The 15,218-nt window shown below is 43.8% G+C and carries 13 protein-coding genes; 2 read left to right on the top strand and 11 right to left on the bottom strand.

Features of this window, described 5'->3' with window-relative positions:
- Window positions 1–233 precede the first annotated feature (233 nt).
- The 5 genes from ACUUJN_RS08715 to ACUUJN_RS08695 form a co-directional block, all read right to left on the bottom strand.
- The gene (locus tag ACUUJN_RS08715; RefSeq protein WP_068940231.1) at window positions 234–494 is read right to left on the bottom strand and encodes a bacteriocin immunity protein; all 261 of its coding nucleotides are present in this window, start codon (window positions 492–494) and stop codon (window positions 234–236) included.
- A gap of 157 nt (window positions 495–651) precedes the next feature.
- The gene (gene htpG / locus ACUUJN_RS08710) at window positions 652–2,532 is read right to left on the bottom strand and encodes a molecular chaperone HtpG (protein WP_053325133.1); all 1,881 of its coding nucleotides are present in this window, start codon (window positions 2,530–2,532) and stop codon (window positions 652–654) included.
- Between the two features lie 180 nt (window positions 2,533–2,712).
- Window positions 2,713–3,336: an SMI1/KNR4 family protein gene (locus tag ACUUJN_RS08705; protein ID WP_053325132.1), complete on the bottom strand. Its 624-nt coding sequence runs from the start codon at window positions 3,334–3,336 to the stop codon at window positions 2,713–2,715.
- A 154-nt stretch (window positions 3,337–3,490) separates the two neighbouring features.
- Window positions 3,491–4,804 (bottom strand): hypothetical protein, encoded by a 1,314-nt coding sequence (locus tag ACUUJN_RS08700; protein ID WP_484669511.1) that lies wholly within the window; start codon window positions 4,802–4,804, stop codon window positions 3,491–3,493.
- 54 nt (window positions 4,805–4,858) lie between these two features.
- Complete coding sequence (locus tag ACUUJN_RS08695; RefSeq protein WP_053325130.1) at window positions 4,859–5,329, bottom strand: DUF7716 domain-containing protein; 471 nt, start codon at window positions 5,327–5,329, stop codon at window positions 4,859–4,861.
- A gap of 132 nt (window positions 5,330–5,461) precedes the next feature.
- On the opposite strand from ACUUJN_RS08695, the gene ACUUJN_RS08690 reads away from it, so the two are divergent.
- Window positions 5,462–6,592 carry a phosphodiester glycosidase family protein gene (locus ACUUJN_RS08690; RefSeq protein WP_279831288.1) on the top strand — a complete coding sequence of 377 codons (1,131 nt, stop codon included), beginning with the start codon at window positions 5,462–5,464 and terminating at the stop codon, window positions 6,590–6,592.
- 134 nt (window positions 6,593–6,726) lie between these two features.
- Here ACUUJN_RS08690 and ACUUJN_RS08685 read toward each other — a convergent pair whose 3' ends face one another.
- Together ACUUJN_RS08685 and ACUUJN_RS08680 are read right to left on the bottom strand one after the other, a co-directional pair.
- Window positions 6,727–7,176 (bottom strand): DUF6386 family protein, encoded by a 450-nt coding sequence (locus ACUUJN_RS08685; protein ID WP_484669510.1) that lies wholly within the window; start codon window positions 7,174–7,176, stop codon window positions 6,727–6,729.
- A gap of 221 nt (window positions 7,177–7,397) precedes the next feature.
- On the bottom strand, window positions 7,398–7,496 hold the full coding sequence (locus ACUUJN_RS08680) for a hypothetical protein (RefSeq protein WP_014599622.1): 99 nt from the start codon (window positions 7,494–7,496) through the stop codon (window positions 7,398–7,400).
- Between the two features lie 724 nt (window positions 7,497–8,220).
- On the opposite strand from ACUUJN_RS08680, the gene ACUUJN_RS08675 reads away from it, so the two are divergent.
- Window positions 8,221–8,559, top strand: coding sequence for a helix-turn-helix domain-containing protein (locus ACUUJN_RS08675; RefSeq protein ID WP_023987960.1), 339 nt, complete (start codon window positions 8,221–8,223; stop codon window positions 8,557–8,559).
- Window positions 8,560–9,354: 795 nt separating this feature from the next.
- Here ACUUJN_RS08675 and ACUUJN_RS08670 read toward each other — a convergent pair.
- The 4 genes from ACUUJN_RS08670 to ACUUJN_RS08655 all read right to left on the bottom strand — a co-directional run bounded on the left by ACUUJN_RS08670 (window position 9,355) and on the right by ACUUJN_RS08655 (window position 15,066).
- Window positions 9,355–10,494 (bottom strand): 5-methyltetrahydropteroyltriglutamate--homocysteine S-methyltransferase, encoded by a 1,140-nt coding sequence (locus ACUUJN_RS08670; protein ID WP_023987955.1) that lies wholly within the window; start codon window positions 10,492–10,494, stop codon window positions 9,355–9,357.
- A gap of 123 nt (window positions 10,495–10,617) precedes the next feature.
- Window positions 10,618–11,520 carry a LysR family transcriptional regulator gene (locus tag ACUUJN_RS08665; protein ID WP_023987954.1) on the bottom strand — a complete coding sequence of 301 codons (903 nt, stop codon included), beginning with the start codon at window positions 11,518–11,520 and terminating at the stop codon, window positions 10,618–10,620.
- A 179-nt stretch (window positions 11,521–11,699) separates the two neighbouring features.
- Window positions 11,700–13,109, bottom strand: a complete 1,410-nt coding sequence (locus tag ACUUJN_RS08660) for a glycoside hydrolase family 1 protein (RefSeq protein ID WP_023987953.1) — start codon at window positions 13,107–13,109, stop codon at window positions 11,700–11,702.
- A 76-nt stretch (window positions 13,110–13,185) separates the two neighbouring features.
- The gene (locus ACUUJN_RS08655) at window positions 13,186–15,066 is read right to left on the bottom strand and encodes a beta-glucoside-specific PTS transporter subunit IIABC (RefSeq protein ID WP_484669509.1); all 1,881 of its coding nucleotides are present in this window, start codon (window positions 15,064–15,066) and stop codon (window positions 13,186–13,188) included.
- Window positions 15,067–15,218 lie beyond the last annotated feature (152 nt).

Genomic DNA, 15,218 nt, shown 5'->3' with positions numbered 1-15,218 from the left:
TCAAGAAAAACGACAATTTGCTGTATCAAAATTCACAGGAGCATGTCACAAAAACTTTACAAATCCCAAAATTAGGCATAAAAACTTCGTAAAGTGAGCAGAAAACAAACATTACCCCATACATACCAGGGAAGTCAGCACGCATTTAACGGAAGTTTTTTTGAATATAATGCTCATAGCCCTAAAGAGTTAATATTATCTTATTTCTAAACAAAAGACCACCCCTCCGCATCCTATGAAGAAGATTCATGTGGGGGTAAAATTATGGGCTGATAGCGTAATGCCTCATCTACGATCTCTGCCGCACTCAAATCACGATCATCCCAGTAGATTAAATTACTGATCCCCGGATGGGGCGTATTTTGCATCACTATGGTCAGCATGCTGTCGATTTCCTCTTCTGTTCCCTCACCTCTGATGATTTTTTCCACCAACTCTATAAGCTCACTTCGGTTTAAATTTTGGAGTTCCTCGCTGGCTCGATCCAGACTCATGTAATCTCCCTCCTTTGTATCGAGTATGATCGGCATTGTGTGGGCCCATCCCTTCCTCTGTAAGCGCTATATGATCTATTATGAAGATTTAAGAAACGTTTATGATAAATAAAGCCGCTCCCAGTACGGGAACGGCTCTATATAGTAATAAAGCTTGTTAAACCATGATTTTGCAAATATCATTCGTGAATTCAACCGGATCTTGCAGCGGCAAGCCTTCGATCAGCAAAGCCTGATTATACAGTAATGCCGTATAGAGGTTTACTTTCTCCTTATCCTCGGCAAAAGCTTCTTTCAAAGAGTTGAACACCGCATGGTTTATGTTGATTTCCAGCACTTTATTCGCTTTGACATCGGCGTTATTAGGCATAGCGTTCAAGATTTTCTCCATCTCAATCGTCACTTCGCCGTCTGCGGACAGACATACCGGATGTGTCTTCAAGCGCTTGGAGGCTTTAACACTGGATACCTTGCCTTCCAGCAAGCCCTTCATGTACTCGAACAGCTCTTTGTTGTCGTTTTGTTCTGCTTCTGTTTCTTTCTCGTTTTCGTCAGGCTCAATGCCCAGATCGCCGCTCGATACAGATTTGAATTCTTTCTCTTTGTAGCTTAAGAGCATTTTAATAGAAAACTCATCAATATCATCGGTGAAGTACAGAATTTCGTAGCCTTTATCGGCCACCATTTCGGTTTGCGGCAGTTTTTCAATACGCTCGTTGGACTCGCCGGAAGCATAATAAATATACTTCTGATCCTCTGGCATACGTGATACGTATTCGTCCAAGGTAACCTGCTTTTTCTCTGTAGAAGAGTAGAACATAAGCAGATCCTGGAGAGTTTCTTTATGTCTGCCGTAATCGTTGTAAACACCAAATTTCAATTGTCTGCCAAATGATTTGTAGAATTGATCATACTTCTCCCGGTCATTTTTGAGCAAGGTCAGCAATTGGCCTTTAATTTTGCTTTCGATATTTTTGGCAATCAGCTTCAGCTGACGGTCATGCTGCAGCATTTCTCTGGAAATGTTGAGTGACAGGCTTTCGGAGTCAACCATACCTTTGACAAAGCTAAAATAATCCGGCAGCAGGTCAGGAGATTTTTCCATAATCAGCACACCGTTGGCATACAATTCCAGCCCTTTTTCATATTCCTTGGAGTAGAAATCAAACGGGATATTTTCAGGAATAAACAGAATAGCTTGGTACACTACCGCGCCGTCCGCGCTGACGTGGATATGCTGGAGCGGCTTGTCGTAGCCATAGCGTTTTTCCGCATAGAAATTTTGATAATCCTCGTCGGTCAGCTCGCTTTTGTTTTTTCTCCAGATAGGAACCATGCTGTTGATACGCTGTTCTTCTTCGTAATCCTCGAACTCGTTGTCGCTTCCCTCTTTCAGACGCTTGCCTGTAATATCCATTTTAATCGGATAGCGGATAAAGTCGGAGTATTTTTTAATCAGTGCTTTTAAACGATACTCGTCCAAATATTCGTCGTAGGACTCATCTTCGGTGTTTGCCTTGATTTTCAGAACAATCTCGGTTCCAACCTCGTCCTTCTCAGCTGCTTCAATGGTATACCCGTCTGCACCTGTGGATTCCCATTTATAAGCAGTATCACTTCCCAAAGCCTTGGTAGTCACTGTAACCACATCGGCTACCATAAAAGCTGAATAGAAGCCGACGCCGAATTGACCGATGATGTCATGACCATCCTTGGATTCATTTTCATTTTTGAATGCCAGTGAGCCGCTTTTAGCAATAACACCCAGGTTATTTTCTAGTTCTTCTTTGGTCATACCAATCCCGGTATCACGCAGGGTTAGCGTTCTATTATCCTTATCGGCCGTTACTTTGATATAATAATTTTCTTTGTCAAAGACCAGTTGATCATCCGTCAATGCTTTGTAATAAATTTTGTCAATCGCATCACTTGCATTGGAGATCAGCTCTCTTAGGAAAATTTCCTTTTGCGTGTAAATCGAGTTAATCATCATTTCTAGCAGACGCTTGGACTCAGCCTGAAACTGTTTTTTCTCCATTCGGATATCTCCTTTCAGATATGAACCTATGTAAGGCCAGCAGATATGAGCTATGCAAACGATTCAACTTTGTTAGCACTCCCATCATTCGAGTGCTAGCCTACCTTTTTTATAACATTCCTCATTTTTTATGTCAATATCTCGGTTGGCTGAGCAGTAAAATTACATTTTAGGAAATCGCTAGTGTCTAATGTGCTTAAACATCACGTTAAACATTTCGACAGAAGATGGAAACAACCCCTGTACATGGGGAAGCAGATTACTCCTGATCCGCAACTCATCCTCATTCAAATGCTGTAGGTCCTCATGAAAGAACCAAACAATAGGATAATCGCCGTCCTTATGTCTGCTGCCTGCATTTAAACAAACGGGGCCCTGGTCGTCCTCTGCTATTGCAAAAGGAATGTAGCCTGCTGACAGCAGAGGTGACCATTGATCGAGCAAATCATAAAATGCCTTTAAGCCCTGACCTACAGGCAGACGTGGAAACTCAACAAACGTACAATCGCTCCAGTATACTCCCGGAATGGATTCATTATCGAATTGTAAAGATACATAATGGTAGGACATGATAAAACTCCTCAGCAGGGGCGGCAGCTCAAAATGGTATTTTTCCTCCATCTCCCGAACTTCTTGTTCAGTAATCTGTGAAGGGAGAGGCTTCCATTTGATCCATCCCTCCTCGTCGACATTCCCATCACGCATTTCAATCGGTACATTTTCTTCCACATCCATAAAAAAGGCTTCATCCATCTGAGCAAATAGTTCCTTCATGGATGTACGAATATCCGCTTTCTTGTCCATGTCCTCACACCTCTTTCCTCTCTATTCACATTTTGCATCATGGGTTAATGCCAAATGCCTCTATCTGAAAATAGCATTGTAATCATGTGTTACTACACTTTTTAAGTTCAGCTTATCAGAACTTGCTTTTATCACCATTTGCGGAATATTAGTATTACCAGCGCAATGGCTCATAGTTCCGCCAGATCACCCAACGCGCTGTCTCGTGAATTGGCGCGGTGCCAATGCTATATTCGTCCTTCGTGCCGCTCTGCAAATCAATCAAATGAAGCATACCTCCATACGTTCCAACCGCCAACATACCTTCATCAGGTGTAACTGCCAGCCCGGATAACGTACTGCCGACAAAATAGCGCCAAAGTTCACGACCCCTCCTGTCAATCAGACGGAGATAACCGTAGGCATCACCCAAAATAGATCCTTGTGTCAGCGCTGTTGCAGCGTATACTCGCATTTCTTCATTCATTATCGACCATTCTTCCTTATTCTGAGCAAGACCCTGCTCCACCTCAGCAATCGACACTTGAATGGTGGCACCGTTGTAGAAATGACAGGCATTGTACCAGACGTCCAGATCATCTTTGGAAAATAGAGCATAATGCGGATAACTAGAACTTGGCTCCAATGTATGCACCGTCTTATCGGACAGATCCATAAGCATATGCTCACTCATCTGGCTGCCGTATGCGATCCAGCGTCCATCCCTCGACACAGCTCCATGTGCCATATCCACAATCGTATCTTCCAGCTCTAGTTCTCTTCGTTCAGACGCCTTAGGATGGATCAAATCCACCTGATCACCAGCCAGCAAATAAACGCCGTAACCACAAACCAGCAGAAGTCGCTGTCCATCGCCAAACGGAATCACTTCATCTAATATATCCTCAGGATGATCCTCATCTCCCAAGCACTCCAGATCAGGAATGGATGCTTTTAAGCGTCCTTGTATATCCTTCCACTGAAAATGTGCTGTCTCTTCTCCTTGCAGATTTCGGTCCGGTTGACGAACAATACGAATCCCCTGTCCATCCACCAACGCAAAATAAGTCCCGTCCGGCGAACAGCCTACTCGATGCAGTCCGGGGATTTGCAAGATTCCATCTTTTCCCGTCACATAGATCGTCCCACGTTCCCGAGGATTGCCCGCATGTACAATGATTTCATTGCCTCCATTCACAAAAGCTATCGGCCTAACGGCTTGCAAAGCCTCCTCGAACGCTGGTGTAAGCGGCCAAGATGCGGCTGGAATTTCTCGACGTAACTGCTCCATTTCACCAGCCTGATTTGCCTCCTGAATCATACGAAAAATATCTTTAGCCATCTTGGGGCGTTCGTCCTGCTTTGGCTCTGATTGCTCCTGCTGCCATTCACTTTCCATGCCGACTCTGATAAATTCATTCACATCTGCGGCATACCTTTTTCCTTCCTGTCGCCACTTTGCTGCCATTTCATGATTCAACCAACTCATTTGCTTCCCCCATCCAGTGTATGTATGCCCTGTTTGTTCTACAGGCTTTGTTCATTATGTAAGGTGGTTTCTCACCTTTGTCAGCACAGACCACAGGTCTGTCACTGCCTTCACCTCTTCATAGTCCAGATAGGCATCTCGTTTGTCATAGTATTTTACCGCCATAATCACCATCTGAAGCGTCACTGGCTGTCCAGCAGCCTTAAGGACTTCTACAATACTTTCGAAGGTCGCCAACTCAAACCAGGTTTGAACCTGACGATCCGGCACCCACTTGGGAATATACTCGTCCTGTTCGTTGGTTACGGCTGTACCCTCCTCTGCACATTCCTCTAGCCAATGCTCATCCCAATAATAAATCGGTGTGTAAACAGGGTCCTGATCCCATTGATCCACATTCACATATAACCAGTTATTATGCAGTTGCCCCACGCTACGCACCAATTCCTGTAATCCTTCAAATACACGATAAGACGGGCGCTCTCTGCGACGGTAATCCTCAAGTCTTGTCTCATACCTGCTCATCTCCAACCTCCCGCTTCCTATATCAGCTAAACACTCAAAATTCGCATAACATACATTTACAACTTATAAAACCCGATATAATTACAAGCACCTCGTAAAGTGTCAAGACTACATAAGGAGATTGATCTATTCATGAAAAGAATCACCGCACTTGTTATCCTGTCCTTGCTATTACTTGTATCCCCGATCTACGCTGCTGCCCCAGCACCTATGCTGGTCTATGTGGACCAGAGTAACCACTCCTTCATCCCGCTTCGTCTCCTGAACAGCTATGAAGGGATCACACTCAACATGACGGCAGCGGACAAAAAAATAGAAATTGCGCAAGGCAATACTCGGATTACCCTATTTGCCGGAAAATCTACTGCCAAAGTGAACGATCAAACGGTCCGTTTGCAAAATGCTCCTTTTACCGATAATGGTTCGACCTATGTACCCTTGCAGTTCATCAGCCAATATCTAAACCTGCAAGTCTCATGGCAAAAGGAAACCTCAGCTGTACGCATTAAGCAGGGTACAACGTCCGTCACGCTTCCGGTACTTACCGGTAAGCTACCCGGAAATACTACACCCATTACGACGGCTCATAAAAGCTTCAAGGTCGGATCTCGTACCTTTTCCGCTAAGGTGGTCACCATCTCTATGCTCCATCCCAAGGTAAGCCTGGATGTGGCTCTGGCAGGCAATACTATCGGCAAAGTGGAAGACTTAAGCAGTCTCGCCAAACGTAATCAAGCGGTTGTAGCCATAAATGGTACATTCTTTGACGCCTATACCAAAAGCTCCTACAAAACGCCTTACGGCTACCTGGTCAGTCACGGAAAGATGTTGAAAAAAAGCTCCGGCGACCAACGGACGGTCTTCACCTACGATGCGAACCATTTAGCTGAACTGGTGTCAGGTTCTGCCTTTGAACAACGGTTAAGCCAAGGTAACGTCGAAGGTGCCCTGCAAGCTGGGCCTCGTCTGGTCACAAATGGACAGGTTTCCCTAAATGTCAAAGCCGAAGGCTTCAAGGACCCAAAAATATTAACAGGCGGCGGCGCCCGCAGCGCAATAGGAATGAGTCGGGATCATAAGCTGATCCTCCTGACCACAAGCGGAGCGACTATACCGCAGCTCGCCCAAATGATGAAACAGGCCGGAGCTTATCAGGCCATGAATCTGGACGGCGGTGCTTCCAGCGGGCTGTATTACAACGGCTCCTACCTCACCACACCCGGCCGCCAAATCAGCAATGCCATTATTGTAAAGTATCAATAGACGGATAAAGGGCTGCCTTCACGGATGTGTAAGCCGTGGGGATAGCCCTTTTTCCATTTTCCCCCGGTTCCGGTTGTTCCTGCTTCCACCTGTTCAGGTGGCTTGTATGGGCCATTACGGGTTGATCCTGCAACCTACAATCGAATCAGACCCGTAAAGCTATTGGTGCCTTCGCTTCCTTTTTTTAAAGAAAGATAAATACGATTGTCTTCTCTGCTCGCCAAGCATTCATAAAGTCCCGGTTGCACAGAAAGGAACGTCCCTCCCCATACACATTCAGGCTCCAGTCCACCACTTGTGGCTTCCTCCCCTGCTCCAATAAATAGGTTACCTGAGGGAACCTTCAAAAACAGTCGTACAGCAGGCTTGTCAATATGATCTGTCATCACAACCTCATAGGTCCCGTCGGCTCCCAGATTCAAAAAAGCTACATTTCCCGCATTCAACTCGCCCAGCTCGTCCTCTTCGATGGACCACCAATCCGGATCATCGTCCAAACGATGCTTAAGTGCTTGCGTATCAAATAGGCAGAGAGTCGCCGTGTCTGTCGTAAATTGTAATGGACTGCTTGCCATATTCATCATCCGATCCTCCTGATTTTGGTCAGCGAATTTCCGTTTTTCCACGTCTTACGCTATCCGTATTGCTATATACTTGAGGGAAAATCTCCCTGTATGTAAAGTATAACAATGCTTGCAGAACCAGACAACATGTTGGACTAACACCCATTCTGCATAAAAAAGCCCTCCCTCACGATGTCGTGAAAGAAGGCCGATTTGTGGATTTAAGCGATGCTAACCTGCTGTTAGATCAGAAACGACTTAGTAATAATCACCAACAAAATGAACAATACCAAAATCGCTCCTGTGGATGTCCATGCTCCACCGTAACCTACTTCACCCATGTCTGAATCCCTCCTTGCGTTAAAGCTTACTCTTATCGTATGAAGAAAAGCGGATAACGACAGGGCGAATCGGCAAGTTTATTTGCCAAGGAAGGGCTATTCAGAAAATGGACTGATACGTCTCGGATGGATCGCTAATCACTCGGGATGACAACTGGCAGAGAATGTCGTCCGTTCTTCGCAGTAACCTGCTCACATCCTTGTGCTTCATCTTTTGAAGGAGAGAGCTTTCTAGCTGAGATGAAAGAAATTGAGTGGTGCCTATAAATACGACAACATCCAATCCCGGGTTGGTTTCGGTATGTAATAAGTGCAGCAGGTCAGTCATAGACAGGAATCCGGGAGGGAAAAGGCTGTTGTTTTCTTTCATATATATAGCTTTTAACATGGAGGTTAACGCCCAGTCACATAGGATAATGCAGCATTGGACTTGATTGTGCTTGTACAGGATTTGGGCTAGTTTCATGTGGTATTGGGATAGAGTGTGAAAATCCGTTATTGAACTATGTAGGTGTTGTGAGGGTCTGGACGGTTGAGTGGAACTTGGAATAAAGGTAGAAGGAGCTTCTTTCATATCTATTCCTCCAGAGAATTTCAATATTAGTCTTATTATACTCTAAAATAATACTTATAGATATAATACATGCTGAATATACGATTCTTAATCTCATGTTTACCCAAGAAAATCTTGACTACACTTTTTAGTATAAAGGGGTGTAGATAAATGCAGGACAAAGAAGTACTAAAGCTAGTTGGGGCTAGAATAAGAGTGTTACGCAAAGAAAAAGGCCTCTCACAAGAAGCTCTTGGGGAAAAAGGTGGATTTCATTTTACATACATTGGACAGATCGAACGTGGAGAAAAGAATGTTTCTTTGATAAATGTAGCTAAAATTGCAAAAGCACTAGACGTAAACTTAGTTCAGTTGTTTTCATATGTAAGCGAGGACCCCAAAATTGTGGAGTCTGATGAAGATATTATAGAAATTATTACGATGCTCAAAAAGTCGAGTCCAGAGAAAGTACGTTTGGCGAGGAATGTGATAAGGGAAATTACAAATTAAAAAAGATTTTTTTGCAAAAATAAAGGAGCCACCTTTAGTTAATAAGGCAGTTCCTATTGCACTATTGTTTTACGTAAGTTCAATACCCTATCGAAAATTAAAATAACATATATATATCCACTATTAACTTAATTTCAAGTTTCTTATATAAAAGCGCGAACTGAATCGAATACGAAATTACAAAGGATTCCCCGCGACTATGAAATTATTGGCTTCTAGGTAGTTTCTTGCGGTCATTCAATTTAGATTTTCTTTTTACCCTTTTTGTGGGCAATACCATACGAACATTTTTTAGCTTCGTTTTTCTTTGAGCACTATTTGTAATAAGGTTGACTGTAAAAATCACGAAACCGCGTTGGATGTTAAGTGTTTTAAAACCAACTCTTCTGCAATTATTACATAAATTCCCATTAATATTCCAGATCCAACATCCACTGAAATTATAATTAGGAACATGTATCGGGAAACTACCTGACCACACAAGATTTCTTGATACGCTCTCAGCGTAATAATAAATTGTTCTATCCCCTACGTTGCCAGTAACAACTTCCCTCGTTTGACCGGGCAAACATAAAAGAGTCTTAGCCTTTTTTAGGATATTCAGAAATTATACTTTTTTAGATTTTCCCGCCATCTGTTTAGCGAAACCATATGACCATATTGTTTATGTTATGGAATTCAATCAAAAGAATACTCCCACCTAATCTTGTAAATATTAAAAAACACGTCAATATATGACGTGTTTTTTAATAAAATATCTTTAACTAATAGAACCTTTTAATTACCCTATAACCCTTACTTCCAAATCTCGTCCGCAATCTCTTTAATGAAAGCAAGCTTTTTCCACTGCTGCTCTTCTGTCAGAATATTGCCCTCTTCTGTCGAAGCAAAGCCGCATTGTGGGCTGAGGCAGATGTGGTTGATGTCGACGAATTGAGTCGCTTCCTTAATACGGTTAATGACCGTCTGCTTGTCTTCCAGTTCACCCGTTTTGGAGGAAACGAGGCCTAGTACGACCTGCTTTTGATCTTTCAGATGCTTAAGCGGTGTGAAATCACCTGCACGGTCGGTATCGAATTCGAGATAGTAGCCGTCGATGTTGTCGATGCCGAACAGAGTTTCGGCTACAGGCTCATAGCCGCCAGAGGATGCCCAGGTGGAATGGTAGTTACCACGGCATACGTGGGTCGTAACGACCAAATCGGCTGGGAGATCATTCACCGTTTCCTGATTCACGCGAGCGAACAGCTTTTTGGTATCTTCCACATTCTCACCCGCATGCTGTCTAGCTTCCCAATAGTTTTTATCACAGAGCATACCCCATGTGCAATCATCCAGTTGTAAGCTGCGGCAGCCCTCATTGTACAACGCTTGAATCACGGATTTGTAAGCTTTGGCGATATCCGTCACCAGCTCATCCAGATTGCTGTAATACGTATCGGTTGTTTCTTTATTCTCTCCGCGCAACAGCTCGGCCAGGAATTGCGCAGGTGCCGGAATCGTTTGGCGCGCGATGGCATCCTCACCTGCTACTTGCTTCAGGAATTTGAAATCTTCAATGAAAGGATGACGGGAATGTCCGATTTTACCGGACAAGCGTGCGGTTTCCGCTCTTGTTTCCACACCTTGGAATTGGTAGCCGTTCGAAAGCTGTACCTTTTCCACGCCGTCCAGACCCCACATAAAATCAAGATGCCACCAGGAGCGTCTGAATTCACCGTCTGTCACGGCTTGAAGTCCTACGGATTTTTGCTTTTCCACTAGCTTGATAATTTCGTTATCTTCAATCTTTCTCAGCTCGTCCGCAGAGATTTCATTATTTTGAAATTGAATTCTGGCGTCTTTAATCGCTTGCGGGCGCAAAAAGCTTCCGACCATATCATGTCTAAAAGGGGTCACTTTACGTTGGGATGCATTGTCAAGGATGCTGCTCATTAGGGTTATCTCCTTTTTCGCTTCTGTAGTGAAGTTCTTGTAAGAAAGATAACATACATTTTCAGTTATAAGGTAACTCCAATAAACTATAGCTAGTTATAGCCTAAGGCTATACCCAACCTTTTATTCCCCTATCGCCTCATGCAACGCTTCTACATAGACGGTAGCCAGCTTGGAGAGCGCAGCGTTTTTATGGCAAATCCATCCCACATTAATAGACTCATCACATTCCAGAGGGACGGAAATAATGTCGTTACCGTTCAGATCCGCACTGATCACCCCGGTAGAAATCGTATAGCCGTTCAAGCCAATGAGCAGATTAAAGAGGGTCGCCCGGTCATGGACACGAATGCTTTTGGGATGCGATAACGTACTGAGAATTTCCTCGGAAAAGTGAAAAGAATTGTACTCCCCTTGCTCAAAGGACAGATACGGATAGGGATGAAGCTGATCAATGGTCACGATAGACTGTCGGGATAGCGGATTATTGGCACTGATAAAAATATGCGGCTTGGCCGTAAACAGGCTATTGAATTGCAGATTCGCATCTTTTAGCAGCTTGTTAATGACCTTGGCGTTAAATTCGTTCAGATACAGGATTCCAATCTCACTGCGCAGGCTTTTGACATCCTGTATGATTTCATGGGTTTTGGTCTCTCGTAAAGCCAATTCATACTCTTCTTGACCATATTGATTCACTAGATTCACAAATGCATTTACAGCAAAAGCGTAATGCTGCGTGGACACAGCAAAATGCTGTGGTGAAGGCTTGGCATCCAGATAGCGACTTTCCAGTAACTCCGCCTGCTCAACGACCTGGCGTGCATAACCGAGGAATTCCACGCCTTCCTTGGACAAAGAAATCCCCTTATTGGTACGCTCAAAAATGGTGATATGAATTTCTTCCTCCAAATCACGAATCGCGTTCGACAGACTGGGCTGGGAAATGAACAACCGCTTCGCCGCCTCATTCATGGAGCCACGATTGGCAACCTCAATGACATATTTTAATTGTTGTAAGGTCAATGCATAATGTCCTTTCCGTTTGTGTTTCTTCTATTATATAATACATAATTACACTTCTGGAAAAGGGATAGTTGTTGCTTAAATGAAATCAGCCTCTCCCCCTAAGGTTTAAAAAATATAAACACCTCCCTAAATGAAAATCTTCCATTCAGGGAGGTGCTCTAGTTATGATACTTTAATTAACGAATTTCACCGTTTGTGGAGATCAGCTTTTGATACCAATAGAAGCTTTGTTTACGAATACGACGCAGATCCTTGAGATCAAACTCCTCACGATCCACATAGATAAAACCGTAACGCTTGCTGGAGCCCTGATGGGTACTAACAAGATCAATCGCAGACCACGGACAGAAGCCGAATACTTCTACACCGTCTGTAATAGCCAGTTGAATCTGCTCGATATGTTTCTTGAAAAAGTCAATGCGGTAAGGATCATTCACTACATCCCCTTCTTCAAGCTTGTCAAAAGCGCCCAAGCCGTTCTCTGTCACGATTAAAGGCAAGTGGTAGCGAGAATAAATTTGGCGTAATGTGGTTCTAAAGCCGACCGGATCAATCTCCCAACCAAACTCCGTCGTTTGCAGGTTGGGGTTGATGGAACCTCGGTACGCTCCGGGTTCACCCACAATTTCATGCTGATCTCCTGTATGTGAAAAATCATTTCCGTCATCTAAACTTTCTCCTACGGTTTGAGAGGTATAATAATTAAATGCGATAAAGTCCGGGTTCCCCTTCGCTAAAATGTCCATATCCCCTTCTTCAATGACAGGCTCATAGCCTTTCTCGACCAAATAGCTCCACGCAATGTGATTGTAACGGCCAAATACAGCCATATCCAGATAGAGCCAGTTGCGAATGGCTGCATAGTTATCAGCCGCCAGTGTATCTTCCGGCTTGGAACTGGCTGGATAGATAACCCCGATATTCGGCGCAGGTCCAATTTTCGCGTCAGGTAGCATTTCATGGCACAATACCATTGCTTTCGCCTGCGCGACTAACATATGATGATTTTGTTGATACAGTACCCTTTGTGGATTTTCGAGACTTGTATCTAATGTGCCAATAGAACCGGGATGGAGAATCAGCATGTTCTGCTCATTAATGGTTAACCAATATTTCACCCTGTCTCCAAAGTTCTCAAACAATGTTTTGGCATACTGTTCGAAGGCATCAATCGTCTCCCTCTTCGACCAACCGCCTTGTTTTTCAAGAGCATAAGGCAGATCAAAATGATACATAGTAACAATCGGTTCAATCCCGTATTTAATTAGTTCATCAATTAATGAGCTGTAAAACGCGATTCCCTTCTGATTAACTTCACCTGCGCCCTGGGGATAAATACGTGTCCAAGCAATAGAGAAACGATATGCTTTAAAGCCCATTTCAGCCATCAGAGCTACGTCTTCTTTGAACATATGGTAATGATCACTGGTTACCTTAAAATCAGTGACCCCTTCGACGTGATTAGCCATGTCAATGACAGAAGGTCCTTTTCCATCTTCGTCCCATGCACCCTCTACTTGATAAGCGGAAGTGGAAGCTCCCCAGAAAAAATTTTCAGGAAATGCCTTCAATTGATTATGTTTCATGATCTAGTCCCTCCAGTTATAGTTATATCCTTCTGATGTTCGCAATTCATATATGTGATGATGATGCTTGCCAGTATCACACAACCAAAGTTAACAATACTTCATTTTTTTGAATCTGCTCCTGATTTGTCTCAAATACGTCCACTTTATGTTGCGTAAGTGTGACGATGACAGGCGTCACGATTTCGTATCCTGCTTCAATAATCTGCTCCCTGTCAAATTGGATTAACAAATCGCCCTGTTTCACGCTGTCGCCCTCTTTAACCACTGGATTAAAATGCTTCCCTTTCAGCGCAACGGTGTTAATTCCGATATGAATTAATATCTCTGTACCTGCACTGGAAGTCAATCCTATGGCATGTCCTGTGGGGAACAGCGAGGTTACGACTCCATCTATTGGCGCTACAACCTCGCCGACAGACGGTTCAATGGCTAACCCTTTTCCCATGGCCCCTGTAGAAAATGCAGAATCATTCACTTGACTCAGTGGTGTGGTCCTGCCTGTGATCGGGCTGTAGATTGTTTCTTTCTTGATATCAACGGCCTTGGTTGCTGTAACAACAGGCTCTGGTTCTGCTGTTTTCACGGATTCAACTGTTTCTGGGGCCTCCCCCTTCACCTTGCTTTTATATCCAAAAATAAGGATCAGCATCGTTGCAGCTATAAATGAACATGCAATGGCGATAACATAAATTAAGGTTGGCGTATATACTGGAATTGCAAAAATGTTGTGAAAAACATAAGCCGTCATTTTCACTCCAAAATGTCCATTGATAGCTCCGCCTATAGCGCCTGCGATAATGACAATCGGAATGACACGTTTATAACGAAGCACCAGACCATACACAATCGGCTCTGTCACACCAGCCAGCAATCCTGTAATACTCGTGGAACCGGCAAGAGTTCTAAGTGTTTTATCTTTTCTCGCCTTCAGGAAGATACCAAATGCGACACCAATTTGAGCAAATACAGCTGCTGCAGCCATCGCCTCAATCGGATCACCGCCAACACCGATATTTTGAATCGTAATGGGTGTAAAACCCCAGTGAAGTCCGAAGACGACCATAAAGGTCATAAAACCGCCAAGAACAATCCCTGACAAAATGCCACTTACACCGATTAACCATGTCACACCTGAAGAAATCCAATCTCCTACCCCTGTACCGAAAGGTCCGAAAGCCATCGCAGATAGCGGAACCATAATCATCAAAGCCAGCATCGGAACTAAAAATAGTTGTAAATCCTTAAGAATGATCTTCTTCAAAAACTTATCCACCAACGCATATATGCTAATGGATATGAAAATCGGGAAAACACTGGCGGAGTAGTTCATCATGACCACCGGTATTCCTAAAAACGATACATCAGAGCCTTTGTCCATCAGCCCCGTAAAGTTGGGTTCCATGAGAGCCGCACCGATCACACCAGCTACATAAGGATTCGCCTTCAGCTTTATACCAAGCGTGATCCCAAGCAAAATCGGCAAAAAGTAAAACACAGCATTCCCTGCAGCAGACAGGATCATATAAGTATCACTTGTTGCAGACATCCATCCCAGCAAGGTCAAAACCGTCAGGAGTGCTTTTATCATTCCCGAGCCCGCCATCGCCGGAATCAACGGGGAGAAACTGCCGGAAATGACTTCAAAGATTGTGGATATGACCGATGTTTTTTTACCACTAGATTCACTGGCTGTAGAGGAATTCGATTCAAAATTCCTGTTTTTCATGATCTCCGCATATACATAGGCAACATGGCTGCCAATAACAACTTGAAATTGTCCTCCGCTTTCAACAACTGTAATGATCCCCTCGTGCTTCTCAAGCGCTTCTCTTTCGGCTTTTCGTGAATCCTTCAGGTCAAATCGGAGTCGTGTAGCACAATGGACAAGCCCATTGATATTTTCTTCTCCTCCAACGAGACGTACGATGTCTTCGCCCATTTTCTTATGGTCCATGTTCATTCTCCTCTTGGGCAGATTGCCTGAAAACAAAAAAATACCTAAACGAAAGGCCTGTATGATCAAAGAACATGATCACTGCCATTCATTTAGGTATCGCCTGCTTAACCAGTAACAATCCTTATATTTAAGTTGTGAGCCTACTATAA

The sequence above is a fragment of the Paenibacillus sp. LRG-1 genome, from assembly GCF_057220305.1.
The sequence above is the reverse complement of the archived record's forward strand: the minus strand, read 5'-3'. Positions and strand labels throughout refer to the sequence as shown.

Bases quoted from the DNA above. Each gene is read 5' to 3' on its own strand.
- ACUUJN_RS08715 (WP_068940231.1), bottom strand. From the start codon at position 494: ATGAGTCTGGATCGAGCCAGCGAGGAACTCCAAAATTTAAACCGAAGT.
- htpG (WP_053325133.1), bottom strand. From the start codon at position 2,532: ATGGAGAAAAAACAGTTTCAGGCTGAGTCCAAGCGTCTGCTAGAAATG.
- ACUUJN_RS08705 (WP_053325132.1), bottom strand. From the start codon at position 3,336: ATGGACAAGAAAGCGGATATTCGTACATCCATGAAGGAACTATTTGCT.
- ACUUJN_RS08700 (WP_484669511.1), bottom strand. From the start codon at position 4,804: ATGAGTTGGTTGAATCATGAAATGGCAGCAAAGTGGCGACAGGAAGGA.
- ACUUJN_RS08695 (WP_053325130.1), bottom strand. From the start codon at position 5,329: ATGAGCAGGTATGAGACAAGACTTGAGGATTACCGTCGCAGAGAGCGC.
- ACUUJN_RS08690 (WP_279831288.1), top strand. From the start codon at position 5,462: ATGAAAAGAATCACCGCACTTGTTATCCTGTCCTTGCTATTACTTGTA.
- ACUUJN_RS08685 (WP_484669510.1), bottom strand. From the start codon at position 7,176: ATGATGAATATGGCAAGCAGTCCATTACAATTTACGACAGACACGGCG.
- ACUUJN_RS08680 (WP_014599622.1), bottom strand. From the start codon at position 7,496: ATGGGTGAAGTAGGTTACGGTGGAGCATGGACATCCACAGGAGCGATT.
- ACUUJN_RS08675 (WP_023987960.1), top strand. From the start codon at position 8,221: ATGCAGGACAAAGAAGTACTAAAGCTAGTTGGGGCTAGAATAAGAGTG.
- ACUUJN_RS08670 (WP_023987955.1), bottom strand. From the start codon at position 10,494: ATGAGCAGCATCCTTGACAATGCATCCCAACGTAAAGTGACCCCTTTT.
- ACUUJN_RS08660 (WP_023987953.1), bottom strand. From the start codon at position 13,109: ATGAAACATAATCAATTGAAGGCATTTCCTGAAAATTTTTTCTGGGGA.
- ACUUJN_RS08655 (WP_484669509.1), bottom strand. From the start codon at position 15,066: ATGGACCATAAGAAAATGGGCGAAGACATCGTACGTCTCGTTGGAGGA.